We start from the raw sequence: 25,121 nt of genomic DNA on the forward strand, positions 1-25,121 counted from the left end.
CCAGTTCAAGCCCCGGCCGGCAGCGCGGCGGGAGGCGCGTGACAGCAGCTTGCTGCTCCCCATCATCGCGCCGGAGACGCGCTCGGCCAGTTCAACCAGCACGGATCCGTAGGCCCCGCGGGGTGGCGACGAAGCCGGCGGCCGCCAGCGCCTCGCGCAGCGGGCTGCCGCTGCCGAGCAGGGCGGCACCGTCGGCGCGCTCGACGGTGAGCTGGCCCAGCGTGCCGCGGCGCACGGCAGCCGACAGCGCCTCGGCGGCAGGCTCGAGGAGCGCCGGCTCGTCGGACCACGTGAGCAGGGTGCGGCCGCCGCTCTCGACGTAGAGCACCAGCGCCCCGTCGACGAGCACGACCACGGCGCCCGCCTTGCGACCGGGACGGTGCCCGGGGCTCTCGTCCTCGCCGCGCGACGTGGCCGGCCAGGGCAGGGCGGCGCCGTAGGGGTTGGCCGGGTCGGTGGCGGCCAGCGCGACTGCGACCGGCTTCTCGTCGTCGACGCCGGTGAAGGTGCGCAGCCGGTCCACAGCGCCGGCCGTGCCGAACTGGGCGGCGCCGAGGCCCTCCACGAAGTAGCCCCGTCGGCAGCGCCCGGACTCCTCGAACGCGCTGAGCACCTTGTAGACCGCGGCGAACCCGCCGGGGACCCGCTCGTTGACGACGGCGCCGCGCGTGACCACGCCGTGGCGCTCGAGGAGCTGCTCGGCGAAGGCGTGCGCGCGTCGGGTCGGGTCGCGGTCGACGTCGGGCAGGACCGACCAGCGGCCGGCGGTCTCGGGCGGCCCGGTGCGGGCGGCCCGGCCGGGCCGGGCGGCGGCCCGGCGGGTGCGGTGGGCTCCGCGACCGCTGCGGGTGAGCGCCCGCAGGGGGACGAGGGTGTCGTTGGTGAGGTGGCCGCTCCACACGAGCCCCCACAGTGCGGCGCTGACCGCCTCGTCGGAGGGCGGCGCGTCACCGTCGGCGACGCACGCCCGGGCGACCTGGTCGGACACCTGCCGGAAGAACCACGCGCCGCCGGGGGAGAGGACGTCGAGCACGCGCTGCTGGAGCGGGTCCTCGACCGGGCCGGGCTCGGGCAGTGTCAGGTGGGCCTGGTCGGCGAGGTGCAGGGAGACCCAGCCGTCGCTGCCGGGCAGGGCGCCGTGGCCGGCCCACACGACCTCCCCGGTGGCGGTGAGCTCGTCGAGCAGGGACGGCTCGTAGTCGCGCACCCGCGCGGGCAGCACGAGCGACTCCAGGCCGCTGGCCGGGACGGCGGCGCCGGCCAGCTGCTCGACGGTGCGCAGCAGCCCGTCGACGCCGCGCGGCCCGCGGCTCGTGGTGATCTCGTGCCACGCGGCGGTGAACCTCGCGAGGGTGGTCGGCTCGACCGGCTCGATCTCGTGCCGCAGTCGCGCCAGGGAGCGGCGCCGGAGCCGGCGCAGCACCTCGGCGTCGCACCACTCCTCGCCGGCACCCACGGGGCGGAACTCGCCGCTGAGCACCCGGCCCTGGCCCTCGAGCCGCTGCAGGGTGTGCCGCACGACGGCAGCGCCGAGGCCGAGGCGGGTCGCGACCTGCTCGACGGTGAACGGGCCGTGGGTGCGGGCGTAGCGGCCGACGAGGTCGGACAGCGGGTCCTCGACGGGCTCGGCGAACGCCGCGGGGGTGCCGGGCGGCACCGGGACGCCGAGGCCGTCGCGCAACCGGCCCACGTCCTCGACGGCGGCCCACGCCTCGCCGTAGGCCATCCGCACCGGGACGGCACGACGAGCGGTCTGGAGGTCGGCGAGCCACTCCTCGACCGCCGCCCCCTCCGAGCTGCGGGCGGTGACCTCGGCGACGGTGAGCGGGCCGAGCAGGCGCAGCAGGTCGGCCACGCCCTCCGCGTCCCGGGCGCGCCGGTCGGGGATGGTGCGCTGCAGCTCGGCCTCGACCTCGGCGAGCACGTCGGGGTCGAGCAGCTCGCGCAGCTCGGCCCGTCCGAGCAGCTCGGCGAGCAGGCCCTGGTCGAGGGTCAGCGCAGCGGCGCGCCGCTCGGCCAGCGGGGAATCGCCCTCGTAGACGAACTGCGCGACGTAGCCGAACATCAGCGTCCGGGCGTACGGCGACGGCTGGGTCGTCTCGACCTCCGTCACCGTGACCGCGCGCTGCTCCACGCGGCGCAGCAGGCCGGTCAGGCCCGGCAGGTCGTAGACGTCGTTGAGCACCTCGCGGACGGTCTCGAGCACGATCGGGAAGGACGGGTAGCGTGCGGCGACCTCGAGCAGCGCCGCGGCACGCTGCCGCTGCTGCCACAGGGGCGAGCGACGGCCGGGGTCGCGGCGCGGGAGCAGCAGCGCTCGGGCGGCGCACTCGCGGAACCGGGCGGCGAAGAGCGCGGAGCCGCCGACCTCGCGGGTCACGATCTCCTCGATCTCGTCGGGCTCGAACGAGATCAGGTCGGCGCCCGGCGGCTCGGCGTCGGTGTCGGGGATGCGGATGACGATGCCGTCGTCGGAGGCGAGCGCCTGCCCGTCGACGCCGAAGCGCTCCCGCAGCCGGGCGTTGATCGCCAGCGCCCACGGCGCGTGCACGGCCGTGCCGTAGGGCGAGTGGACCGCGATCCGCCAGTCACCGAGCTCGTCACGGAAGCGCTCGACCAGGACGGTGCTGTCGCTGGGCAGCACCCGCGTCGCCTCGAGCTGCTCGCGCAGGTAGGCGACGAGGTTGGCGGCGGCGTTGGTGTCGAGCCCGACCTCGCGGGCCAGGGCCTCGGCCTGCTGGTCGGGCAGGGCAGCGAGCTCGCGGGTGAACGCGCCGATCGCCTCGCCGAGCTCGGTCGGACGGCCGGCGGCGTCGCCCTTCCAGAACGGCAGGCGCCCGGGCACGCCGGGGGCCGGGGTGACGATCACCTGGTCGCGGGTGATGTCCTCGATGCGCCAGCTGGTCGCGCCGAGGGCGAAGACGTCGCCGACCCGGCTCTCGTAGACCATCTCCTCGTCGAGCTCGCCGACGCGGCGGTTGCTCCCCTCGCCGGCGAGGAACACGCCGTAGAGACCGCGGTCGGGGATCGTGCCGCCGCTGGTGACGGCGAGCCGCTGGGCGCCGGGGCGCCCGGAGATCTTCCCGGTCACCCGGTCCCAGGTGATGCGCGGGCGGAGCTCGGCGAACTCGTCGCTGGGGTAGCGCCCGGACAGCAGGTCGAGCACCGCGTCGTAGGCCGAGCGGGGCAGCTGGGCGTAGGGGGCGCTGCGGCGGACGACGTCGTAGAGCTCGTCGACGTCCCACTCGTCGACCGCGGCCGCCGCCACGACCTGCTGGGCCAGCACGTCGAGGGGGTTGGTCGGCACGCGCAGCGCCTCGATGCCGCCGGTGCGCATCCGGGCGACCGCGACCGCGGCCGGGGCCAGGTCGCCGCGGTGCTGGGGGAAGAAGACGCCGCGGGAGGTCTCGCCGACCTGGTGCCCGGCGCGGCCGACGCGCTGCAGGGCGCTGGCGACGCTGGGCGGGGACGCGATCTGCAGGACCAGGTCGACGGCACCCATGTCGATGCCGAGCTCGAGGCTGCTGGTGGCCACGACGGACGGGAGCCGACCGGACTTGAGGTCGTCCTCGACGAGGGCGCGCTGCTCCTTCGACACCGACCCGTGGTGGGTCCGGGCGAGCACCGGCGGGGCGCCGGCGGCGGCCCCGGACTGCGCCATGATCTCGGCCGGTGGGGACACCCCCTCCGCCGTCGCCTCGGCGGCGATCTCGTTGAGCCGGGCGGTCAGCCGCTCGGCCGTGCGCCGGCCGTTGGTGAACACGATCGTCGACTGGTGCTCGCCGATGAGCTCGGCCACCCGCTGCTCGACGTGCGGCCAGATGCTGGCCCGGGCCGGCGGTGCGGTCGGGTCGTCGTCCTCGACCACCTGGCCGAGCTCGGTCATGTCCTCGACCGGCACCTCGACCCGCAGGTCCCACTCCTTGTGGGCCGGCGGGGCGACGATCTCGACCGCGGCGGCACCGCCGAGGAAGCGCGCCACCTCCTCGGTCGGGCGCACGGTCGCCGACAGCCCGACGCGCTGGGCCGGGCGGGGGAGCAGGGTGTCGAGGCGCTCCAGGCTCACCGCGAGGTGGGCACCGCGCTTGGTGCCGGCGACGGCGTGCACCTCGTCGATGATCACCGTCTCGACGCCGCGCAGGGTCTCGCGTGCCTGGCTGGTCAGGATGAGGAAGAGCGACTCCGGCGTCGTGATGAGCACGTCCGGCGGCTTGGTCGCGAGCTTGCGGCGGTCGGCCGCCGCGGTGTCGCCGGAGCGGATGCCGACCGTGACCTCGGGCAGCGGGTCGCCGCCGAGCCGCTCGGCGGTCTGCCGGATGCCGGTCAGCGGGGCGCGCAGGTTGCGCTCGACGTCCACGGCCAGCGCCTTGAGCGGGGAGACGTAGAGCACCCGCGTGCGGTGCAGCCGGTCGTCGGGCGGCGGCGTCGTCAGCAGCCGGTCGATGCCGGCGAGGAAGGCGCTGAGGGTCTTGCCGGAGCCGGTCGGAGCCACGACCAGGGTGTGCCGGCCCCGCCCGATCGCGTCCCAGGCGCCGGCCTGGGCAGCGGTCGGCTCGGCGAAGGCCGCACGGAACCAGGTCCGGGTCGGCTCGCTGAACGCGGCAAGGGGGTCGGTCACGTCGTCATCCTGTCGCACTCCACCGACAACGCCCGCCGGTCCGGCGCACAATGGGTGCGTGGGAGACAGACGTCGCGTGGTCGTGATCACCGCGCTGGTCGGCGCGCTCGTCGTCGCGCTCGGGCTCTGGTGGCTCGGACACGACGACGACGCGCCGCCGGCCGCAGTACCCACTCCCGCCCCGACGACACCGGCACCGACACCGACGCCCACCCCGACGCCGCGGCCGGACCCCTGCGAGCGCCAGGCCGAGGCGGGTTTCGTGCCGACCCGGCTGAGCGTGCCCGGCGTCGTACGACGGGCAGAGGTGATCGGCGTGCCGCGCGACGCCGACAACGTGCCGGGTGTCCTGCCGCACTCCGACAACCGGAACTTCGCGTGGGACCTCGGTGGCGTCGAGCCGGGCTCGGCGCAGGGGCACGTGCTGCTCAACACCCACACGTGGCCGAACGGTGCGGCGATGGGCAACACGCTGCTCGAGGAGCTGCAGGTGGGCGACCAGCTGCGCCTCGAGGGCGATGGCCAGCTCGCCTGCTACCGGGTCTCGGAGCGGGTGGAGGTGCGCGTCGAGGACGGCTACCCGGGGTGGTCGGCCACCGACGGCCCGCCGCAGGTCGTGATCGTCGTGTGCTCCGGCGAGCGCCGCGGGCCGGGGGACTGGTCCCACCGCACGCTGTGGTTCGCCGACCGGGTCGACCGGTCGCGGCCCGCCGACCGGGCGGCCTGAGTCAGGGCGTGACCTCGGCCGGCGCGGCCGGCAACCGGCCGTTGGCGGCCTCCGGCACGTGCCGCTCGAGCACGCCGGCCATGAACGCGATCGCGACGCAGCCGAGGACCATCAGCGCGACGTAGACCGTCCACAGGTCGTGGTGGAGCAGGAAGCCGGCGACGACCGGACCGGTGATCGCCCCGCCCTGGAAGGCCGCGGCGCTGATCGCGTTGTAGCGGCCGCGGGTGTGGTCGGAGGCGAGGTCGTTGTTCATCGCCGGCACCGTGGGCTGCAGCAGCGTCTCGCCGAACGCGAAGACCGCCATGAAGCCCAGCACGCCCATCACTGCAATCGCCCCGCCCGGCACCGCCCCGGCCACGCCGAGCAGGCTCCACGCGCCGGCCCAGATCATGGCCATCACCACCATCACCCGGGTGCGCAGCCGCCCGGAGATGCGGTTGAGCACGGTGAACTGCAGCAGCACGATCACGGCCGTGTTGACCGCGAACGCGAGGCCGACGGTGCGTGTCGACACCTCCGCGGCCTGGCGGGCGAAACCGGGCAGGCCGGCCTCGAGCTGGCCGTAGCCGATGAACATCGCGACGAAGGTCAGGGCCGTCAGCCAGCGCACCGCGGGCTGCCGCAGGATCGCCAGGTAGCCGACCGAGGGAGCGTCACTGCCATCGGCGGGCGCCTCCGCCCTGCCGTGGACGTGGCGCAGCGGCCCGAGCAGCAGCGCCATCGGCACCAGCCCCGAGATCGCGTCGCCGAGGAAGATCGCGGTGAAGGTGCCCGGTCGGTCGACGTTGGCGAAGATCCCGCCGACGATGCCACCGACCCCGATGCCGAGGTTGACCAGCGCGAAGTTTATCCCGAAGTACTGCTGGCGCAGGTCGCCGGAGACCACGGCGGCGATCAGCGCGTTGAACGCCGGCCACGAGACGCCGAAGTTGAAACCGATCAGCACCAGCGCGATGCCCGCCACCAGCGGTGTCGTCGCGAAGGCCAGGACGACGTTGCCGAGGATCATCGCGCTGATGCCGGCGATCAGGATCGCCCGCGCGCCGTAGCGGTCCACCATCGCGCCACCCGGGCCGGTGACGAGCAGGCCGACCACCGCGATCAGCGCCATCAACGTGCCGGACAGGCCCAGGTCGAAGCCGCGCACCTCGTGCAGGTAGATCAGCGTGAACGGCAGGGTCAGGCCACGGCCCAGAGTCTGGATCGCGACCGTCGACAGCAGCCACCGCCCCTCCGTGGGGAGGGCAGCCCAGAACGTCCTCATGCCGGCACCACCACCGCCCGGCTCACTTCGCCTTCGCCGGCAGCGTGGCGGCGTACGACGCACCGCGGCGCACCCACCCGGCCAGCACGTCGTCGTCGGCCAGGTCGGCGTGGTCGACCTCGAGCCAGCCGCGCATCGGCCGCCCGCGCATCACCACCGGCCGCGCCGGGGTGGTCGTCACGAGCTGCTCTCCGTGGTCGGGGTCGACCCGGACCATCAGCCCGCCGGCGCTGCTCGCGGCGAGCGCCATGTTGCCGTCGACGAGGAACGCCAGGCCGCCGAACATCCGCTTCTCGCGCAGCTCGCGGCCGGTGACCGCCGACTCCTCGTGGAGGAGGTCGCGGAGCCGCCCGGCCAGCTCGTCGTCGTACGCCATGCCAGCAGGCTAGGCGCCGCCACCGACATCGTTCGACCGGGTTTCCGGCAGCGGGGTCAGGGTCGCCAGGCCGGGTCGCGCCCGATGAACCCGACCAGCCGGTCCTGCCACGGCGCGTCGTCGGGGACCGGCACCCGCGGACCGTACTGACCGCTGCGGCGCAGCACGTCGTCCATCGGCTCCATGCCGCGCAGCAGCTGCTCGCACCTGGCGGGGTCGAGGGTGTCGTCCTGGCCCGTGGCGCGGGCGAGGTCCCACGTGTGCATGAACACGTCGGCGGTGTAGAACTGCGCGACCGCCCGGGGGAGCGGCAGCTCGGGCAGCCGGGGGTGGGCGAAGGTCCGCTCCGCGTTGTCGGGGTCGTCGAGGACGGCCTGGACGGCCGCGGCGTGCTGCTCCCAGGCGGCGACCGGGTCGTCGTCGACGGGGGCGACGGCGGGGAGCCGGAGGTCGGAGCCGTCGGCGAGGAAGGCGGGGAACCACTCGACGAGGTGGCGCACCACGTCGCGGGCCCGCCACCCGTCGACCGGGGCCGGGGCGTCCCAGTCGGCGACGCCGCGGACCCGGTCACCGAAGGTGCCGGCGACCGCGCGGTGCTCCGCGGCGGGGTCGTCGGGGATCACTGCGGTCCCGCGCCGGCGTCGGTGGGTGCGCCGGCGAGCGCGGCGAGGACCTCGTCGAGGGCGTCGTACCCCTCGATGACGCCGGTCTCCATCCCGCTGGCGAGCATGCCGGCGCGGGACTCGAAGTCGTAGACCACCGACAGCGCCTCGAGGCGGGTGCGGCCGCCGGGCAGCTCGCGGAAGAGGAGGGTGTCGAGGCTGACGGCCTCGGGCATCTCCTCGAAGCCGAAGGTCTGCACGATCTTCGCGTTCTCCTCGACGCGGTGGACGGCGCCGTAGAAGTGGGCGACCTCCTCGCCGTCCCGGGTGGCGGTGTAGCGGTACTCGCCGCCGGTGCGCATGTCCCAGACCTCGATGGCCATGTCGATCGAGCGCGGGCCCATCCACTGCCGGACCAGGTCGGGGTCGACGTGCGCGCGGTAGACGAGCTCGCGCGGGGCGTCGAACTCGCGGACGATGCGGACGGTCGGGACGTCGGGGTCGGCCTCGATGGTCGTGCGCGGGTCGTTGCCGATGCGGGTGGTGGTGGTGGTGGTGGTCATCCTGCTGCTCCTCGCTGTCGGTCGGCGGTCTGGCCGGTGGTGTCGTCGGTGGTGCCGTGGGTGTCGTCGCGGCCCTGCATGCGGTCGAGCAGCGCGTCGAGCCGCTGGTAGCGCTCCTCGGCCTGTTGCTGGTAGCGCTGGATCCACTTCGTCATGAGGTCGAACACCTCCGCCTCCAGGTGCACCGGCCGGCGCTGGGCGTCGCGGCTGCGGCGCACCAGCCCGGCCTCCTCGAGCACCTTGAGGTGCTTGGAGACGGCCTGGAGGGACACGTCGTACGGCGCGGCGAGCTCGCCCACCGTCGCGTCGCCGGCGGCCAGGCGGGCCACCATGTCGCGGCGGAGCGGGTCGGCGAGGGCCCCGAAGATCCGTGACAGCCGGTCGTCTTGCTCAACCACACGGTTGAGTAAACGCGCACGGCCCCACGCTTGGCAACCACCTGGTTGACCAACGTCGGGCCGAGCGCTGGTCTCAGCTGCGCACCATCGGCGGCTGCACCGTGCGGGCCGGTCCGCGGCGGTAGAGCAGCGCCGGCCGGCCGCCGGCCTCGGTCGCCTCGCCCCGCGCGTCGGTCGGGACGACGAAGCCGTCGGTGCCCAGCACCTTGCGGCGGAAGTTCCCGAGGTCCGGGGGAGTGCCCCACACCGCGGTGTAGACCCGGCGCAGCTCCGGCAGGGTGAACGGCTCGGAGACGAACTCGGTCGCGAGCGTCGTGTACTCGAGCTTCGCCCTCACCCGCTCGCGCGCGTCGAGCAGGATCTGGCGGTGGTCGAAGGCCAGCACCGGTCCGTCCACCTCGGCGTCGAGCACGTCGTCGACCACCCACCACCGGGCGTCCGCCGCGTCGGTGCCGGCCTGCGGCTCCGGCAGGTCCGGCGCGAGGGCGACGTGGGCCACCGAGACCACCCGCATCCGCGGGTCGCGGTCGGGGGCGGAGTAGGTGCGCAGCTGCTCGAGGTGGCCGGGGAAGCGCTCGACCCCGGTCTCCTCCCGCAGCTCGCGCCAGGCCGCCTGCTCGGCGTCCTCGTCCGGCTCGACGAAACCGCCCGGCAGCGCCCACGACCCGGCGAAGGGCTCCTCGCCGCGCTCGACCAGCAGCACCGCCAGCGCCCCGTCGCGGATGGTGAAGATCGCCAGGTCGACCGCGACGGCGAACGGCGGGTGCTCGTGGGTGCTCACCGCTGCACCTCCACGCCGGCGCTGGCCATCTCGTCGAGGGCCGCGGCCGAGGTCTCCGGCGCGACGCCGGCGTGCAGCCCGGCCAGCAGCCGGACGTCGAAGCCGGCCTCGCGGGCGTCGAGCGCGGTCGCGCGGACGCAGTAGTCGGTGGCGATCCCCGTGACGTCGAGGGTCGTCACCCCCGCGTCGCGGAGCACGTCGACCAGCCGCTCCCCGGCGTCGGTGACGCCCTCGAAGGCGGAGTACGCCGGCACGCCCATGCCCTTGACGACGTGGTGGGTGACCGCGCCGGTCTCCAGCTCCGGTGCGTAGTCCGAGCCGGGCTGGCCCTGCACGCAGTGGACCGGCCAGGTGGTCACGAAGTCCGGCTCCTCGCCGGGCTGGTGGAAGTGCCCGCCGTTGCTGTCGTCGGCGTGGTGCCAGTCGCGCGACGCGGCGATGACCGCGTAGTCGGCGGCGTGGTCGGCGAGGTGGGCGCTGATCCGGCCGGCGACCTCGCGCCCGCCGTCGACCCCGAGGGAGCCACCCTCGACGAAGTCGTTCTGGACGTCGACGACGATCAGGGCGCGGGTGGCGGCCCCGGTCGCGGTGGTCGTGCTCTCCATGGCGGTGTCCTCTCTCAGCTCGGTGGTCAGGTACGGCGTCCCGGCGGCCACGCTGCGTGCCTCGGCCGGGAGGCTCTCGAGGGTGGCGGCGGCGAAGGTGCGGACCTCGTCGAGCGAGGGCCGGTGCACGACCTCGCCGCTGCGGACCAGGGGTACCTGGACCGGCCGCGCCGCGGGGCCGGGTGGGGGAGCGTCCTGGCCGGTGAAGTACTCGGCGCGGAGGATCCCGCGGTCGTCGTACTCGCGGTAGGGGTGCTTGCGCCCGCCCACCGACGCCTTGTCCTTCGACTTCTTCGCCACCGGCCGCAGCGGCTGGCCGTCGCCGTCGGCGATGGCGACGAGCTTGTAGACCATGCTCGCCGTCGGGTGTCCCGAACCGGTCGCGACCCGGGTGCCGACGCCGTAACCGTCGATCGGGGCGTCGGAGAGCGCCGAGATGACGAACTCGTCGAGGTCGCTGGTGACCACGATCTTCGTGCCGGTCGCACCGAGCTCGTCGAGCAGCAGCCGCGCCTTGTAGGACTCCTCGGCCAGGTCGCCGGAGTCGAGGCGGACCGCGCCGAGCCCGGTGCCGGCGACCTCGACGGCGGTGCGGATGCCTTGCGGGATGTCGTAGGTGTCGACGAGCAGCGTGGTGCCGACACCGAGCGCCTCGACCTGGCTGCGGAAGGCGTCGGCCTCGGTCGCGTGCGCCAGGGTGAAGGCGTGGGCCGCGGTGCCGGCGGTGGGGATGCCGTAGCGCCGCCCGGCGGCCAGGTTGCTGGTCGTGGCGAAGCCGGCGACGTAGGCCGACCGTGCCGTGGCGACCGCCGCCTCCTCGTGCGTACGACGACCACCCATCTCGATGATCGGCTTGCCCCGCGCGGCGTCGACCATCCGGGCAGCCGCGCTGGCCACCGCGGTGTCGTGGTTGAGGATGCTCAGCACGATCGTCTCCAGGACGAGGCACTCGCCGAGCGTGCCGCTGACCGCGAGCACCGGGCTGCCGGGGAAGTAGAGGTCACCCTCGCGGTAGCCGTCGACGTCGCCGCGGAACCGGAAGTCCCGCAGCCAGGCGGCCGTCTCGTCGCCGACCACGCCCTCCTCCTGCAGCCAGCGGACGTCGTCCTCGCTGAAGGTGAACGCCTCGATCGCGTCGAGGAGGCGGCCCAGGCCGGCGAGCATCCCGTAGCGACGGCCCTCCGGCAGCCGGCGGGCGAAGGCCTCGAACACGGCCGGCCGGTCGACGCTCCCGTCCCGCACGAAGGAGTCGAGCATGGTGAGCTCGTAGCGGTCTGTCAGCAGTCCCGTGCGGTCCATCGCAGCTCCTCGATGTTGTAGTCAAAGTGACTATAACAGGTGTGCCCTACCTTTGCCATCATGCTGGGCGCGCACGACTCGCACGAGCCCGACGCGCGCCGCCGGGCGGCGGAGGCGGCGGAGGCGCACGAGCAGGGCCTCGCTGCGCGACGCGAGGAACGCCGCCGACGAGGCGCCTTCTACACCCCGCCCGCCCTCGTGGAGTGGGTGCTCGACCGCGCGCTCGACGGCCTCGCCCCGGGCGCCCCGGTGCTCGACCCGGCGTGCGGCGCGGGCCACTTCCTCGTCGCCGCCGCCCGGCGGGTCGGCGTCGCCGCGGTCCACGGCTCCGACCTCGACGCCGACGCCGTGCGCATCGCCCGTGAGCGGCTCGCGGCCGAGGACCCGACGGTCCCCGCCGAGCAGATCGCCGCCCAGGTCGTCGTCGCGGACGGCCTCGAGGCGTGGGCCGGGCGCCGGTTCGCCGCCGTCGTGGGCAACCCGCCGTTCCTCGGCCAGCTCCGCCGTCGTACCGCCGGGCAGTCGGAGGCGAGCCGTCGCGGCCTCGGCGCGTACACCGACACCAGTGCGGTCTTCCTGCACCGCTCGCTCGACCTGGTCGAGGACGGCGGCGTGGTCGCGATGGTCCAGCCGCTCTCCGTCCTCGCCGCCCGGGACGCCGGTCCGGTGCGGGCTGCCGTCACCGGGAAGGGTGCCGTCGTCGACTTCTGGTGCTCGCCGGAGCCGGTCTTCGAGGGCACGCCGGTGCTCACCTGCGTCCCGGTCGTGCGTGTCGGTCGGCGTCCGGTGTCCGTGCCCGCGACCGACCCCGACGGCTGGGGCACCCTCGCGGCACCGGCCTTCGGCATCCCCGCGGTGCACCTGCCCGACGGTGCGGGAGCCGTCGGCGACCTCGCCACCTGCACCGCCGACTTCCGCGACCAGTACTACGGCCTCGTCCCCTTCGTCCGCGACGACCCCTCGGGCACGCCGCTGGTCACCAGCGGGCTGATCGACCCGGCGGAGAGCCGGTGGGGGCGGGCGCCGACCCGCTTCGCGCGCCGGGGGTACGACGTCCCGTCGGTCGACCTCGCCGCCCTGCGCGCCGACGGCACGCTCGCCGCGTGGGCCGACGCCCGCCTCGTGCCCAAGCTCCTCGTGGCGTCCCAGGGCCGCGTCGTCGAGGCCGTGGTCGACGAGGCCGGTGCCTGGCTGCCGTCGGTCCCGGTGCTCAGCGTCGTCCCGCACGACCCAGCCGACCTGTGGCGCCTGCTCGCGGTCACCCTCGCCCCGCCGGTCGTGGCCCACGCCGCGGCCCGCTACCTCGGCACCGGCCTGACCCCCGGCTCGGTCAAGGTCAGCGCCCGCCAGCTCGCCGCCCTCCCGCTCCCGACGGACCCGGCGGCCTGGGCGGAGGGCGCCGAGCTCGCCCGGCAGGCGCAGCACGCTGCCGCCGCCGACCGCCCCGCCCTCCTCGCCGCCACCGCCCGCGTGATGACCACCGCCTACGTCGGCACCGACGAGTCCCTCGCCTGGTGGACCGACCGCCTCACCGGCCCCCACCCGCCGCGGCACGCCGTCCTGAACCGCGAGGTGTGAGGGTTTGCACCCCGAGGTGTGAAAGTTCGCGCCACGAGGTGTGCAGGTTCGCGCCGCGAGGTGTGACGGTTCGGGCCACGAGGTGTGAAGGAGTGGCGTCGAACCGGCACACGTCGTACGACGAACCAGCGCACCTCGCGGTGCAAACCTTCACACCTCGGGGTGCAGACCCACGCACCTCGCGGTGCGAAGCCACGCACCTCGCGGGTGTCAGCGGCCGTGGAGGCGGCGGGTCAGGGTGGAGGCGGTGGCGACGACCGCGGCGGCCAGGTCCTCGTGGCGGCGGCCGGAGACCTCGTCCGAGGGGTAGGTGACGGCGACGCCGGCGACGGGCAGGGCGTTGTGGTCGAGGACGGCGGCGGCGACGCTGGCCATGCCCGCGGTGACCTCGCCGTCCTCCGTGGCGTGGCCGCGGCGGCGGGTCTCGGAGAGCACGGCGCGCAGCGCGGTGGGGGAGCCGGGGCCGACGCCGGTGCGGTCGACGAAGGCCGAGCGGTCGGGGTAGAGCGCGCGGACCTGAGCGGCCGGCAGGTGGGCGAGGATCGCCCGGCCGCTGGCCGTCAGGTGCGAGGGCAGCCGCACGCCGACGTCGGTGACCAGGGGCGGTCGGCCGGGAGCCCGCTCCTCGACGACGTACAGCACGTCCCGGCCGTGCGGCACCGCCAGGTGGGCGGAGTGCCCGGTGCGGTCGACGAGGGTGGCGAGCGGGCGGCGGGCGATCCGCTGCAGCGGCGCCTGCCGGGTGTAGCCGCTGCCGACCTCGAACGCCGCGACGCCCAGGCCGTAGGCCCGGTCGTCGGGCAGGTGGACGACGAAGCCTTCCTCGGCCATCGCGGCCAGCAGGTGGTAGGTCGTCGACCGCGGGATGCCGAGCTCACGGGTGATGCGGTCGCCGGGCACGGGCTCCGGCTGGGCGGCCAGGAAGCGGAGCACGCGCAGGGCACGGCTCGCCGCGGGGACCTGGCTCATCACACCTCCCCAGTGCCTCGCCCAGTGTCTCGGATCCGAGACAGATCCTCGCGGATCCTGCTGGCCGCCGCCAGCCCCGGGCGGTGGAATCAGAGTCATGGAGATGGTGACGGTCGGCACCGGTGCGGTGTCGTTCGAGGACGTGGTGGCGGTCGCCCGCGGTGGCGCCGGAGTGGTGCTCAGCGACGAGGCGCTGGCGGCGATCGACAAGGCCCGTGCGGTGGTCGAGGACCTGGCGTCCTCGCCGACGCCGCACTACGGGGTCTCGACCGGGTTCGGAGCCCTCGCGACCCGGCACATCGCGCCGGAGCTGCGCACGCAGCTGCAGCGCTCCCTGGTCCGCTCCCACGCCGCCGGCAGCGGTCCCGAGGTCGAGCGCGAGGTCGTCCGCGCACTGATGCTGCTGCGCCTCTCGACCCTGGCCACCGGCCACACGGGGGTACGACGCGAGACCGCTGAGCTGCTCGCCGCGCTCCTCACGCACCAGATCACGCCGGTGGTCCACGAGTACGGCTCGCTCGGCTGCTCCGGCGACCTCGCCCCGCTGGCCCACTGCGCGCTCGCGCTGATGGGCGAGGGGCCGGTCCGCACCGCCGACGGCGAGCTCACCGACGCGGCGACCGCGCTCGCCGCCGCCGGCCTGGCGCCGGTCGAGCTGCAGGAGAAGGAGGGCCTGGCACTGATCAACGGCACCGACGGCATGCTCGGCATGCTCGTGCTCGCGATCCACGACCTCACCGACCTCCTCCGCGTCGCCGACGTCGCCGCAGCGATGTCGGTCGAGGCCCAGCTCGGCACGGACCGGGTGTTCGCGCCCGAGTTGCAGGCGATCCGGCCGCACCCGGGACAGGCGTTGTCCGCCGCCAACCTGACGGCGCTGCTGCGTGACTCCGGCGTCGTCGCCTCGCACCGCGGCCCCGACTGCAACCGGGTGCAGGACGCCTACTCCCTGCGCTGCTCGCCGCAGGTCCACGGCGCGGCCCGCGACACCGTCGCCCACGCCGCGACCGTCGCCGCCCGCGAGCTCGCCTCGGCCGTCGACAACCCCGTCGTGCTCGCCGACGACGGGCGCGTGGAGTCCAACGGCAACTTCCACGGGGCGCCGGTGGCCTACGTGCTCGACTTCCTTGCGATCGTCGCCGCCGACGTCGCGTCGATCGCCGAGCGGCGCACCGACCGCTTCCTCGACAAGGCCCGCAACCACGGCCTGCCGCCGTTCCTCGCCGACGACCCGGGTGTCGACTCCGGCCTGATGATCGCGCAGTACACCCAGGCCGCTGTCGTCTCCGAGCTCAAGCGCCTGGCCGCCCCCGCCAGCGTCGACTCGATCCCCAGCAGCGCCATGCAGGAGGACCACGTCTCCATGGGCTGGTCCGCCGCCCGCAAGCTGCGCCGCTCGGTCGACGGCCTCGCCCGGGTGCTCGCGATCGAGCTGATGACCGCCGCCCGTGCGCTCGACCTGCGTGCGCCGCTCGCCCCCAGCCCGGCGACCGCCGCGGTCGTCTCGCTCCTGCGCGAGCGCGGCGTCGGCGGCCCCGGCCCCGACCGCTTCCTCGCCCCCGAGATCGACACCGCCCACCAGCTCGTCACCGGCCGCGCCGTCACCGCCGCGGTCGCCGCAGTGATCGGAGACCTCGCATGACCACCCAGCACCAGGCCAGCCAGCCCAGCCAGGCCAGCCAGTCCAGCCGGCCCAACCCCCGCCTGCCCATCCACGCCCCCACCGGCACCACCCTGTCGGCGAAGTGCTGGCAGACCGAGGCCCCGCTGCGGATGCTGATGAACAACCTCGACCCCGAGAACGCCGAGCGTCCCGAGGACCTGGTCGTGTACGGCGGCACTGGGAAGGCCGCCCGCAGCTGGGATGCCTACGACGCCCTGGTCCGCACGCTGCGCGACCTCGAGCCCGATGAGACGATGCTCGTCCAGAGTGGCAAGCCCGTCGGCGTGATGCGCACCCACGAGTGGGCGCCGCGCGTGCTCATCGCGAACTCCAACCTCGTCGGTGACTGGGCCAACTGGGAGGAGTTCCGCCGGCTCGAGGAGCTCGGGCTCACCATGTACGGCCAGATGACCGCCGGGTCCTGGATCTACATCGGCACCCAGGGCATCCTGCAGGGCACCTTCGAGACCTTCGCCGCCGTCGCGGACAAGCGCTTCGGAGGTACGCTCGCCGGGACGATCACGCTCACCGCCGGGCTCGGTGGGATGGGCGGCGCGCAGCCGCTCGCCGTGACCATGAACGACGGCGTCGCGATCTGCGTGGACGTCGACGACTCCCGCATCCGGCGCCGCATCGAGCACCGCTACCTCGACGTCCGCGCCGACTCCCTCGAGCACGCCTTCCAGCTTGCCGTCGCCGCCCGCGACGCGCGGCGCCCGCTGTCGATCGGCGTCCTCGGCAACGCCGCCGAGGTGTTCCCCCGCCTGCTGGAGATGGGCGCCCCGATCGACGTCGTCACCGACCAGACTTCGGCGCACGACCCGCTGTCCTACCTCCCGCTCGGCGTCCCGTTCGAGGAGTGGCACCAGCGCGCCGAGGCCGACCCGGCCGGGTTCACGAAGGAGGCGCAGGCCTCGATGGCCGCGCACGTGCGGGCGATGGTGGGCTTCCAGGACGCCGGCGCCGAGGTCTTCGACTACGGCAACTCGATCCGCGACGAGGCCCGCAAGGGCGGCTACGACCGTGCGTTCGAGTTCCCCGGGTTCGTGCCGGCGTACATCCGCCCGCTCTTCTGCGAGGGCAAGGGTCCCTTCCGCTGGGCCGCGCTCTCCGGCGACCCGGCCGACATCGCCGCGACCGACAAGGCGATCCTCGAGCTCTTCCCGGAGAACGAGCGGCTGCGCAAGTGGATCACCATGGCCCAGGAGCGCGTGCACTTCCAGGGCCTCCCGGCCCGCATCTGCTGGCTCGGGTACGGCGAGCGCCACCTCGCCGGGCTGAAGTTCAACGAGATGGTCCGCACCGGCGAGCTCACGGCCCCGGTCGTCATCGGCCGCGACCACCTCGACTGCGGCTCGGTCGCCTCGCCCTACCGCGAGTCCGAGGGGATGCTCGACGGCTCCGACGCGATCGCCGACTGGGCCCTGCTCAACGCGCTGGTCAACACGGCTTCCGGTGCGACCTGGGTGTCGATCCACCACGGCGGCGGCGTCGGCATGGGCCGGTCCATCCACGCCGGCCAGGTGTGCGTCGCCGACGGCACCGACCTGGCTGCTGCGAAGATCGAGCGCGTGCTGACCAACGACCCGGGCATGGGCGTCATCCGCCACGTCGACGCTGGCTACGACCGAGCCGCAGAGGTCGCGCGCGAGCGCGGCGTGCGGATCCCCGCGCAGGAGGGCTGATGGTGCAGGGATCCGACTTCGAGCAGATGTGGCGCGACCTCGCGCCCATCGGCCGCTCCTCGTCCACCGGCGGCTACTTCCGCCAGCCCTGGCACGCCGCCGAGCTCGAGCTGCGCGCGTGGTTCCGCTCCGCGGCGGCCGACCGCGGCCTCGCCGTGGAGGAGGACCCCTTCGGCAACCTCGTCGCCTGGTGGGGACCGGCCGACGCGCCGCGGGTGCTGACCGGGTCCCACCTCGACTCCGTCCTCGACGGCGGTGCGTACGACGGCCCGCTCGGTGTCGTCTCCTCCTTCGCCGCCATCGACCGGATGCGCGCCGACGGTGTGCAGCCGGCCCGCCGCCTCGGGGTCGCGGCCTTCGTCGAGGAGGAGGGCTCCCGCTTCGGGCTGGCCTGCCTCGGCTCGCGGCTGGCGCTCGGCGCCACCGCCTGGGAGCAGGCGCGTGAGCTCACGGACCGCGACGGCGTGCGCCTCGGCGACGTGGTCGCGGGCGGTGAGGACGGCGGGTCCCGGCTGCTCGACGGTGTCGAGACCTACGTCGAGCTGCACGTCGAGCAGGGCCGTGCCCTCGTCGACCACGACGCCGCCGTCGGCGTCGGCAGCGCGATCTGGCCGCACGGGCGCTACCGCTACGACTTCACCGGCCGCGCCGACCACGCCGGAACCACCAGGATGGAGGACCGCGCCGACCCGATGCTCACCTACGCGATGACCGCGCTGGCCGCCAACAAGCAGGCCCGCCTGTCGGGGCAGCGCGCGACCTTCGGTCGTGTCGAGGTGCAGCCCAACGGCACCAACGCCGTGCCGTCGCGGGTCACCGCGTGGCTCGACGCCCGCGCCGAGAGCACCACGATGCTGCGGTCACTAGTCGGCGCGATCGACAAGCTCGCCACCGAGCGCGCCCACCGCGACGGCACCGGCATCGAGGTGACCGCCGAGTCCGTCAGCGGCGAGGTCGCCTTCGACCCCGCGCTGCGCGACGACCTCGCCGACGCCCTCGGCGGCGTCCCGGTCCTGCCCACGCAGGCCGGCCACGACGCCGGGATCCTGCAGGCCGCCGGCATCACCAGCGCCATGCTCTTCGTCCGCAACCCGACCGGGGTGTCCCACTCGCCGCACGAGTCCGCCGAGGCGGCCGACTGCCTGGCCGGGGTCGACGCGCTCGCGACCGCACTGACGAGGCTGGTCTCGTGACGTCGTACCTGCTGGAGAAAGCGTGGGTCGACGGCGCCGTGCGCGACACGGTCCGCGTCGAGATCGAGGACGGCGTCTTCACCAGCGTCGAGGTCGACGCCACCCGCACCGCCACGCCGCTGCGCGGGCTGACCCTGCCCGGCTTCGCCAACACCCACAGCCACGCCTTCCACCGCGCGCTGCGCGGGCGCACCCAGCGGGGGAGCGGCACCTTCTGGACCTGGCGCGAGCAGATGTACGCCGCCGCGGCCCGTCTCGACCCGGACACCTGCTTCGAGCTCGCCCGTGCGACCTACGCCGAGATGCTCGCAGCGGGCTACACCTCGGTCTGCGAGTTCCACTACGTCCACCACCAGCCCGACGGCACGCCGTACGACGACCCGAACGCACTGGGCCACGCCCTCGTCGCCGCGGCCGAGACCACGGGGATCCGCCTGACGCTGGTCGACACCTGCTACCTCGCCGGTGGCATCGGCGAGCCGCTCGCCGGACCGCAGCGGCGCTTCGCCGACCGCGACGCCGACGCGTGGGCCGAGCGGGTCGCCGCGATCCGCCACGACGACGTCGGCGGTGCGATCCACTCCGTGCGCGCCGTCCCCCGCGAGGCGATGCCGACGCTCGTCGCCGCGACGGAGGGGAAGCCGCTGCACGCCCACGTCTCGGAGCAGACCGCCGAGAACGAGGCCTGCCTCGCGGCGTACGGACTCACCCCGGTCGAGCTGCTCGCCGAGGCGGGTGCGCTCGGCCCGCGCACCACCGCGGTGCACGCCACCCACCTCACGCAGGCCGACATCTCCCTGCTCGCCGAGACCGGCACCGGGGTCAGCCTCTGCCCGACCACCGAGCGCGACCTCGGCGACGGCATCGGGCCGGCCCGGGCGCTCGCCGACGCCGGCGTGCCGATCACCATCGGCAGCGACAGCCAGGCGGTCGTCGACCCGTTCGAGGAGCTGCGCGCCTGGGAGATGGACGAGCGGCTCGCCTCGACCTCCCGCGGCCGGTTCGTCGCCGCCGACCTCCTCGCCCGGACCGCTGGCCGGATCGCCGTCGGCGAGCCCGGCGACCTGGTCACCCTCGACCTCACGACGCCCCGCACCGCCGGCACCGGGGCCGACGAGCACACGGCCGTCTTCGCCGCCACGGCCGCCGACGTCACCCACGTCGTCGCCAGCGGGCGCGTCGTCTTCGACGGCGACCACGCCCGCATCGGCCGCGCCCTCGCCGCCGCGGTGGGGAGGCTGTGGTCATGAGTGCGAGCACCCTCGTGACCAACATCGGCGAGCTGGTCGCCAACGACCCGTCCGCCGACGACCTGCTCGGCCTGCGCACCGACGCGGCCCTCGTCGTGGAGGACGGCCGCGTCGCGTGGGTCGGGGACGCTGCCGACGCCCCGGCAGCCGACGAGGTCGTCGACGTCGGGGCCCGGGCCGTGCTGCCCGGCTTCGTCGACAGCCACAGCCACCTCGTCTTCGCCGGCGACCGCGCCCAGGAGTTCCGCGCGCGGGTGGCGGGGGAGGCGTACGCCGCCGGTGGCATCCGCACCACCGTCGCCGCCACCCGGGCCGCCTCCGACGAGGACCTCGCCGCCGGCGTGGCCCGCCACGTCGAGGAGATGCGGCGCCAGGGCACCACCACCGTGGAGATCAAGTCCGGCTACGGCCTGACCGTCGACGACGAGGCCCGCGCGCTGCGCGTCGCCCGCGGCTTCACCGACGAGACCACCTTCCTCGGCGCGCACGTCGTCGCGCCCGAGCACGCCGAGGACCCCGGCGGCTACGTCGACCTCGTCACCGGGCCGATGCTCGAGGCCGCAGCCCCGCACGCCCGCTGGATCGACGTCTTCTGCGAGCGCGGCGCCTTCGACGCCGACCAGGCCCGCACGATCCTGCGCGCCGGGGAGGCTGCCGGGCTGCGCGGCCGGCTGCACGCCAACCAGCTCGGTCACGGGCCGGGCGCCGCTCTCGCCGCCGAGCTCGGCCTGGTCGCGGTCGACCACTGCACCTTCCTCAGCGCCGACGACGTCCACGCCCTGCGCGAGGCCGGCACGGTCGCCACCCTGCTGCCGGGCGTGGAGTTCAGCACCCGCCAGCCCTACCCGTCCGGCCGCCGGCTCCTCGACGCCGGGGTCACCGTCGCCATCGCCAGCGACTGCAACCCGGGCTCCTGCTACACCAGCTCGCTGCCGTTCTGCATCGCCCTGGCGGTGCGGGAGATGGGGATGACGCCCTCCGAGGCGGTGTGGGCGGCGACCGCCGGGGGAGCGGCCGCCCTCGACCGCACCGACGTCGGCCGGCTCGTCCCCGGCAGCCGCGCCGACCTCGTGGTCCTGGACGCGCCCTCGCACGTCCACCTCGCCTACCGGCCGGGCGTGCCACTCGTCGCGAAGACACTGGTTTCCCGCTGAGGTACGGCGGCAGGATGGTCCCATGAGCCGTAAGCGCGGGACCTGGCTGGCAGTCGGCGGCGTCCTCCTCGTCGTGGCCGTTGTGGGTGGCCTGCTGTTCCAGCCGTGGCTGCTGTTCGTCGACGAGCGGGTCGACGAGGGGGACGACACGAGCCGCGTCGTCGGCACCGCGTCCGCCGGGCTGACCGACACCGCGGTGCCCGACGCCACCGGCTCCGAGAAGACCCGGGTCGTGCTCGCCTCGGCGGAGTTCATCGACGCCGAGCACGGCACCTCCGGGACGGCCACCATCTACCGGCGCAGCGACGGCAGCCGCTTCCTGCGGCTGACCGACCTCGACACCTCCAACGGCCCCGACCTCCACGTCTGGATCACCGACCAGCGCAGCGGCGGCGACTGCGACGGCTGCTTCGGGTCCTGGGGCATCTACGACGACGGCGACTACGTCCGCCTCGGCGCGCTCAAGGGCAACCAGGGCAACCAGAGCTACGAGATCCCCGACGACGCCGACCTCGCCGGCATGCAGTCCGTGGTGATCTGGTGCGACCGCTTCAACGTCGCCTTCGGCACCGCCGACATCACCTGACGCACCGCACCCGACCGTCCGGCCGCCACGCCGACCACGCCCGCCGGATGGCGGTCGATCGACGACCGTTGGCCGGATCTCGCTCGCCGACGCCCCCTCCCGGCCGCGAGGATGGCCCCATGAGCACCGACCAGGCGACGCCGATCGAGCCCGACACCAAGGACTGGACGTGGGTCCTCGACCGCGCCTGCCCGGACTGCGGCTTCGACGCCGCCGCCGTCGACCGCACCGCCCTCGGTGCCGCGATCCGCGACAACGCGGCCTTCTGGGCCGACGCCCTCACCGACCCCCGCGCCCGCCGGCGGCCCGCGCCGACCACCTGGTCGCCGACCGAGTACGCCTGCCACGTCCGCGACGTCCACCGCGTCTTCGCCGGCCGGGTCGAGCAGGTGCTCACCCTGGACGACCCGGAGTTCGCGAGCTGGGACCAGGACGAGACCGCCGTGGCCGACCGCTACGACCTGCAACAGCCCGCGGACGTCGTACCCGACCTGGTGGCGGCCGCCGAGCTGGTCGCCGGCTGGTACGACCGCGTCGAGGACGACCAGTGGGCCCGGCCGGGGCGCCGCAGCAACGGCAGCGTCTTCACCGTCGAGACCCTCGGTCGCTACCACCTGCACGACCTGGTGCACCACCGCTGGGACGTGCGGTGGATGATCTCAGGGTGAGGCACACCGAGTTCTGGGCGCGGATGGAGCAGCACCTCGGCGCGGGCTACGCGCGGGTGTGGGCGACGCAGCACGTGATGGCCGCGCTGGACGGCCGCACCGCCCAGGAGGCTCTCGACGCCGGCGTCGCCCCGAAGCAGGTGTGGCGGGCGGTCTGGGAGGCCCTCGAGCTGCCGGCGAGCGAGAGGTGAGCGCCGCCGACAGCCGGGAGCAGCGGCGGACCGTGCGGGTCCTCGTGCTGACCCAGGCCGTCGGCGCCGTCGGCATCACCATCGGCATCGCGACCGCGTCGCTGCTCGCCCGCGACCTCTCCGGGTCGGAGACCATGTCCGGCCTCGCGCAGACCGCGCAGGTGCTGGGCGCCGCGGTCATCTCGTTCCTGCTCGCGCCGCTGATGGCCCGCCGCGGCCGTCGTACCGGCCTGATGACCGGCTACCTCGTCGGCGCCGCCGGCGGCCTGCTCGCGGTTGTCGCGGGCGTGGTCGGCTCGATGCTGCTCCTGCTCGTCGGTGCCGTGATGCTCGGCGCCGGCACGTCCGCCAACAGCGCGGCGAGGTACGCCGCCACCGACCTCGCCACCGACGCCACCCGCGCCCGGTCGCTGTCCCTCGTCGTCTGGGCGACGACCGTCGGCGCCGTCGCCGGCCCCAACCTGACCGGCCCCGCCGGGTCCTTCGCCGACGCGGTCGACATCCCCGAGCTCACCGGGCCGTTCGCCCTCGGGGCGATCGGCATGCTGCTGGCGGCCCTCGTCGTCGGCCTGCTTCTCCGCCCCGACCCGCTGCTGCTCGCCCAGGCGCTCGCCGCCGCGGACGACGAGCGCGCCGGCCTCAACCCCGCCGTCCCGACTCCCGGCAGCTCCTCGTGGAGCCGGGCACTCGGCGCCGTCCGCGAGCGCCCCGTCCTCGGCTACGCGATCGCGGGCCTGGCCCTCACCCACGCCACGATGATCGGCGTCATGGTGATGACGCCGCTGCACATGGAGCACGGCGGCTCCGGGCTCGAGGTCATCGGCGTCGTGATCAGCGTGCACGTCCTCGGGATGTTCGCCTTCTCGCCGCTGGTCGGCATGCTCGCCGACCGGGTCGGCCGCCCGCCGGTCCTGGGCGCCGGGGGAGCGACGCTGCTCGTCGCCCTCCTGCTCTGCGCCTCCGCACCGACCGGCATGTCCTGGCAGGTCACCGCCGGCCTCTTCCTGCTCGGCCTCGGCTGGTCGCTGTCGATGGTCTCCGCCTCCACGATGGTCGCCGAGCACGCGCCGCTCGAGGCCCGCACCGACGTGCAGGGCACCTCCGACCTGGTCATGGGCCTCACCGCCGCCGCGGCCGGTGCCCTGGCCGGCGTCATCGTCGGCGCCGCCGACTACCCGGCCCTCGCCCTCACCAGCCTGCTCCTCGTCGCCGGCGTCCTCGGCGCAGCCCTGCGCGCCGCCCAGCAGACCTCCCGCGACGCGCCGGAGCCGACACGCCGGGCCGCGTAGGACGACTTCGAACACGTGTTCGGCTAGTGTCGTACCCACGGCGGTCACGGACGCCCACCGGCCACACCGGAGGCGTCCCGCAACCGTCCACAGGTACGACGCCGGGACGAGCTTGTCCACACCCACGACACGACTGACCAGGTTGTGTCGGGACCTCGCCCTAACGTCGCCGATGTACCTGGCTCACCACGACACCGAAGGACGGTAGGGACCATGGCTGGAGACGACCGGCAGAAGGCGCTCGAGACGGCGCTGCTCAGCATCGAGAAGCAGTACGGCAAGGGCTCGGTCATGCGCCTGGGCGACGACTCGCGCGCCCCGCTCGACGTGATCCCCACCGGATCCATCGCGCTCGACGTCGCGCTCGGCATCGGCGGCCTGCCGCGCGGCCGCGTCGTGGAGATCTACGGTCCGGAGTCCAGCGGTAAGACCACGGTCGCGCTGCACTCCGTCGCCAGCGCCCAGGCCGCCGGCGGCATCGTCGCCTTCATCGACGCCGAGCACGCGCTCGACCCCGACTACGCCAAGGCCCTCGGCGTCGACACCGACGCCCTCCTGGTCTCGCAGCCCGACTCCGGTGAGCAGGCCCTCGAGATCGCCGACATGCTGATCCGCTCCGGCGCCCTCGACCTCATCGTCATCGACTCCGTGGCCGCCCTCGTGCCCCGCGCCGAGATCGAGGGCGAGATGGGTGACAGCCACGTCGGCCTCCAGGCCCGCCTCATGAGCCAGGCGCTGCGCAAGATGACCGGTGCCCTCAACCAGTCCAAGACCACCGCCATCTTCATCAACCAGCTCCGCGAGAAGATCGGCGTCATGTTCGGCTCGCCCGAGACCACCACCGGTGGTCGCGCGCTGAAGTTCTACTCCTCGGTCCGCCTCGACGTGCGCCGCATCGAGACCCTCAAGGACGGCACCGACATGGTCGGCAACCGCACCCGGGTCAAGGTCGTGAAGAACAAGGTCGCCCCGCCGTTCAAGCAGGCCGAGTTCGACATCATGTACGGCAAGGGCATTTCCCGCGAGGGCGGCCTCATCGACGTGGGCGTCGAGGCCGGCCTCATCCGCAAGGCCGGCGCCTGGTACACCTACGAGGGCGACCAGCTCGGCCAGGGCAAGGAGAACGCCCGCAACTTCCTCAAGGACAACCCCGACCTGGCCAACGAGCTGGAGAAGAAGATCCTCGAGAAGCTCGGCGTCACTCCGACCATGGAGGGTGACGAGCTCTCCGACGAGCCGATCGGCGTCGACTCGTTCTGATGGCGCGAGCGTGTCGCCCGCAGGGCGACACGCTGCCGCGCCGCGTTGGCGTGCGTAGGCCCAGCCTCCGCCTCGCGGCACGACGGGCGTGTGAAGAAGGCGGCAACTCCCGGTGGTTGAGGTGCGACGAGCGCTAGCGAGGAGCCTCGAAACCACCGGAGCTTCGCTGCGACCAGGCTCGAGCCTTCCGGTGGCGCTGGTGCCGGACGGGTGTGCCCTGCGGCGATGTCGGGGTGCCGCCGGCGCACGGCAGGTCAGCACCGCGCAGGGGAGGGGGCCGGTGGCGGGGTCCCCGCTCCGAGCTGCGGGGCGCGGCCCGGGAGGCGCCGGCGGCGCCAGGACCGACCACACCCCGCACGCCAGCCTCGGGACCAGATCAGCCCGGCACAGTTCGGAGGA

Annotated in this window: 21 protein-coding genes and 1 pseudogene; 12 read left to right on the forward strand and 10 right to left on the reverse strand. The window is 74.4% G+C overall.

Features of this window, described 5'->3' with window-relative positions; translation table 11 throughout:
• Positions 1 to 91 precede the first annotated feature (91 nt).
• Positions 92 to 4,618 carry an ATP-dependent helicase gene (locus NOCJ54_RS0120930; RefSeq protein ID WP_028657033.1) on the reverse strand — a complete coding sequence of 1,509 codons (4,527 nt, stop codon included), beginning with the start codon at positions 4,616 to 4,618 and terminating at the stop codon, positions 92 to 94.
• Between the two features lie 58 nt (positions 4,619 to 4,676).
• Between NOCJ54_RS0120930 and NOCJ54_RS28695 the strand changes: the two genes are divergently transcribed.
• Positions 4,677 to 5,345 carry a class F sortase gene (locus tag NOCJ54_RS28695; RefSeq protein WP_145725527.1) on the forward strand — a complete coding sequence of 223 codons (669 nt, stop codon included), beginning with the start codon at positions 4,677 to 4,679 and terminating at the stop codon, positions 5,343 to 5,345.
• A 1-nt stretch (position 5,346) separates the two neighbouring features.
• On the opposite strand, the gene NOCJ54_RS27445 is transcribed toward NOCJ54_RS28695, so the two are convergent.
• From NOCJ54_RS27445 to NOCJ54_RS29655, 8 genes and pseudogenes are all read right to left on the reverse strand, one after another.
• Positions 5,347 to 6,612 carry an MFS transporter gene (locus NOCJ54_RS27445; protein WP_036519151.1) on the reverse strand — a complete coding sequence of 422 codons (1,266 nt, stop codon included), beginning with the start codon at positions 6,610 to 6,612 and terminating at the stop codon, positions 5,347 to 5,349.
• A 22-nt stretch (positions 6,613 to 6,634) separates the two neighbouring features.
• The gene (locus tag NOCJ54_RS0120945; RefSeq protein WP_028657034.1) at positions 6,635 to 6,988 is read right to left on the reverse strand and encodes a TfoX/Sxy family protein; all 354 of its coding nucleotides are present in this window, start codon (positions 6,986 to 6,988) and stop codon (positions 6,635 to 6,637) included.
• Positions 6,989 to 7,044: 56 nt separating this feature from the next.
• Positions 7,045 to 7,611, reverse strand: coding sequence for a TIGR03086 family metal-binding protein (locus NOCJ54_RS30070; protein WP_028657035.1), 567 nt, complete (start codon positions 7,609 to 7,611; stop codon positions 7,045 to 7,047).
• The gene (locus NOCJ54_RS30075) at positions 7,608 to 8,153 is read right to left on the reverse strand and encodes an SRPBCC family protein (RefSeq protein ID WP_051486234.1); all 546 of its coding nucleotides are present in this window, start codon (positions 8,151 to 8,153) and stop codon (positions 7,608 to 7,610) included. Before NOCJ54_RS30075 ends, NOCJ54_RS30070 begins: the two co-directional genes overlap by 4 nt.
• Positions 8,150 to 8,551: an ArsR/SmtB family transcription factor gene (locus NOCJ54_RS27455; protein WP_051486235.1), complete on the reverse strand. Its 402-nt coding sequence runs from the start codon at positions 8,549 to 8,551 to the stop codon at positions 8,150 to 8,152. Before NOCJ54_RS27455 ends, NOCJ54_RS30075 begins: the two co-directional genes overlap by 4 nt.
• A gap of 73 nt (positions 8,552 to 8,624) precedes the next feature.
• Entirely contained in the window at positions 8,625 to 9,332 is a 708-nt protein-coding gene (locus NOCJ54_RS0120965) for an NUDIX hydrolase (protein ID WP_028657036.1), read from the reverse strand.
• Complete coding sequence (locus NOCJ54_RS30735) at positions 9,329 to 9,937, reverse strand: isochorismatase family protein (RefSeq protein WP_157514990.1); 609 nt, start codon at positions 9,935 to 9,937, stop codon at positions 9,329 to 9,331. Before NOCJ54_RS30735 ends, NOCJ54_RS0120965 begins: the two co-directional genes overlap by 4 nt.
• A pseudogene (locus NOCJ54_RS29655) lies at positions 9,929 to 11,236 on the reverse strand (nicotinate phosphoribosyltransferase); the annotation flags it as partial. The pseudogene NOCJ54_RS29655 and the gene NOCJ54_RS30735, both read right to left, overlap by 9 nt.
• Before the next feature lie 60 nt (positions 11,237 to 11,296).
• Between NOCJ54_RS29655 and NOCJ54_RS0120975 the strand changes: the two are divergent.
• On the forward strand, positions 11,297 to 12,814 hold the full coding sequence (locus NOCJ54_RS0120975; RefSeq protein WP_028657037.1) for an N-6 DNA methylase: 1,518 nt from the start codon (positions 11,297 to 11,299) through the stop codon (positions 12,812 to 12,814).
• A 210-nt stretch (positions 12,815 to 13,024) separates the two neighbouring features.
• Here the strand turns inward: NOCJ54_RS0120975 and NOCJ54_RS0120980 are convergent, their stop codons facing one another.
• Positions 13,025 to 13,783, reverse strand: coding sequence for an IclR family transcriptional regulator (locus NOCJ54_RS0120980; RefSeq protein ID WP_028657038.1), 759 nt, complete (start codon positions 13,781 to 13,783; stop codon positions 13,025 to 13,027).
• Positions 13,784 to 13,880: 97 nt separating this feature from the next.
• Here NOCJ54_RS0120980 and hutH point away from each other — a divergent pair, with 97 nt between their 5' ends.
• From hutH to recA, 10 genes are all read left to right on the forward strand, one after another.
• A complete protein-coding gene (gene hutH / locus NOCJ54_RS0120985; protein ID WP_028657039.1) occupies positions 13,881 to 15,425 on the forward strand; it encodes a histidine ammonia-lyase in 1,545 nt (514 codons plus the stop codon).
• On the forward strand, positions 15,422 to 17,131 hold the full coding sequence (gene hutU / locus NOCJ54_RS0120990; protein ID WP_051486236.1) for a urocanate hydratase: 1,710 nt from the start codon (positions 15,422 to 15,424) through the stop codon (positions 17,129 to 17,131). Before hutH ends, hutU begins: the two co-directional genes overlap by 4 nt.
• Positions 17,131 to 18,324 (forward strand): allantoate amidohydrolase, encoded by a 1,194-nt coding sequence (locus tag NOCJ54_RS0120995; RefSeq protein WP_028657041.1) that lies wholly within the window; start codon positions 17,131 to 17,133, stop codon positions 18,322 to 18,324. Before hutU ends, NOCJ54_RS0120995 begins: the two co-directional genes overlap by 1 nt.
• Positions 18,321 to 19,574, forward strand: coding sequence for a formimidoylglutamate deiminase (locus NOCJ54_RS0121000; protein ID WP_028657042.1), 1,254 nt, complete (start codon positions 18,321 to 18,323; stop codon positions 19,572 to 19,574). The genes NOCJ54_RS0120995 and NOCJ54_RS0121000 overlap by 4 nt, the downstream gene beginning before the upstream one ends.
• Positions 19,571 to 20,728: an imidazolonepropionase gene (gene hutI / locus NOCJ54_RS0121005; RefSeq protein WP_036519153.1), complete on the forward strand. Its 1,158-nt coding sequence runs from the start codon at positions 19,571 to 19,573 to the stop codon at positions 20,726 to 20,728. The genes NOCJ54_RS0121000 and hutI overlap by 4 nt, the downstream gene beginning before the upstream one ends.
• Positions 20,729 to 20,750: 22 nt before the next feature.
• Positions 20,751 to 21,314 (forward strand): DM13 domain-containing protein, encoded by a 564-nt coding sequence (locus NOCJ54_RS0121010; protein WP_051486237.1) that lies wholly within the window; start codon positions 20,751 to 20,753, stop codon positions 21,312 to 21,314.
• A 119-nt stretch (positions 21,315 to 21,433) separates the two neighbouring features.
• On the forward strand, positions 21,434 to 21,982 hold the full coding sequence (locus tag NOCJ54_RS0121015; protein ID WP_028657045.1) for a DinB family protein: 549 nt from the start codon (positions 21,434 to 21,436) through the stop codon (positions 21,980 to 21,982).
• The gene (locus tag NOCJ54_RS0121020; RefSeq protein WP_028657046.1) at positions 21,979 to 22,173 is read left to right on the forward strand and encodes a DUF3046 domain-containing protein; all 195 of its coding nucleotides are present in this window, start codon (positions 21,979 to 21,981) and stop codon (positions 22,171 to 22,173) included. The genes NOCJ54_RS0121015 and NOCJ54_RS0121020 overlap by 4 nt, the downstream gene beginning before the upstream one ends.
• Positions 22,170 to 23,462, forward strand: a complete 1,293-nt coding sequence (locus NOCJ54_RS0121025; RefSeq protein WP_051486238.1) for an MFS transporter — start codon at positions 22,170 to 22,172, stop codon at positions 23,460 to 23,462. The genes NOCJ54_RS0121020 and NOCJ54_RS0121025 overlap by 4 nt, the downstream gene beginning before the upstream one ends.
• A gap of 213 nt (positions 23,463 to 23,675) precedes the next feature.
• Positions 23,676 to 24,722, forward strand: a complete 1,047-nt coding sequence (gene recA / locus NOCJ54_RS0121030) for a recombinase RecA (RefSeq protein WP_028657048.1) — start codon at positions 23,676 to 23,678, stop codon at positions 24,720 to 24,722.
• Positions 24,723 to 25,121 lie beyond the last annotated feature (399 nt).

The organism is Nocardioides sp. J54 (assembly GCF_000519005.1).
GTDB lineage: Bacteria > Actinomycetota > Actinomycetes > Propionibacteriales > Nocardioidaceae > Nocardioides.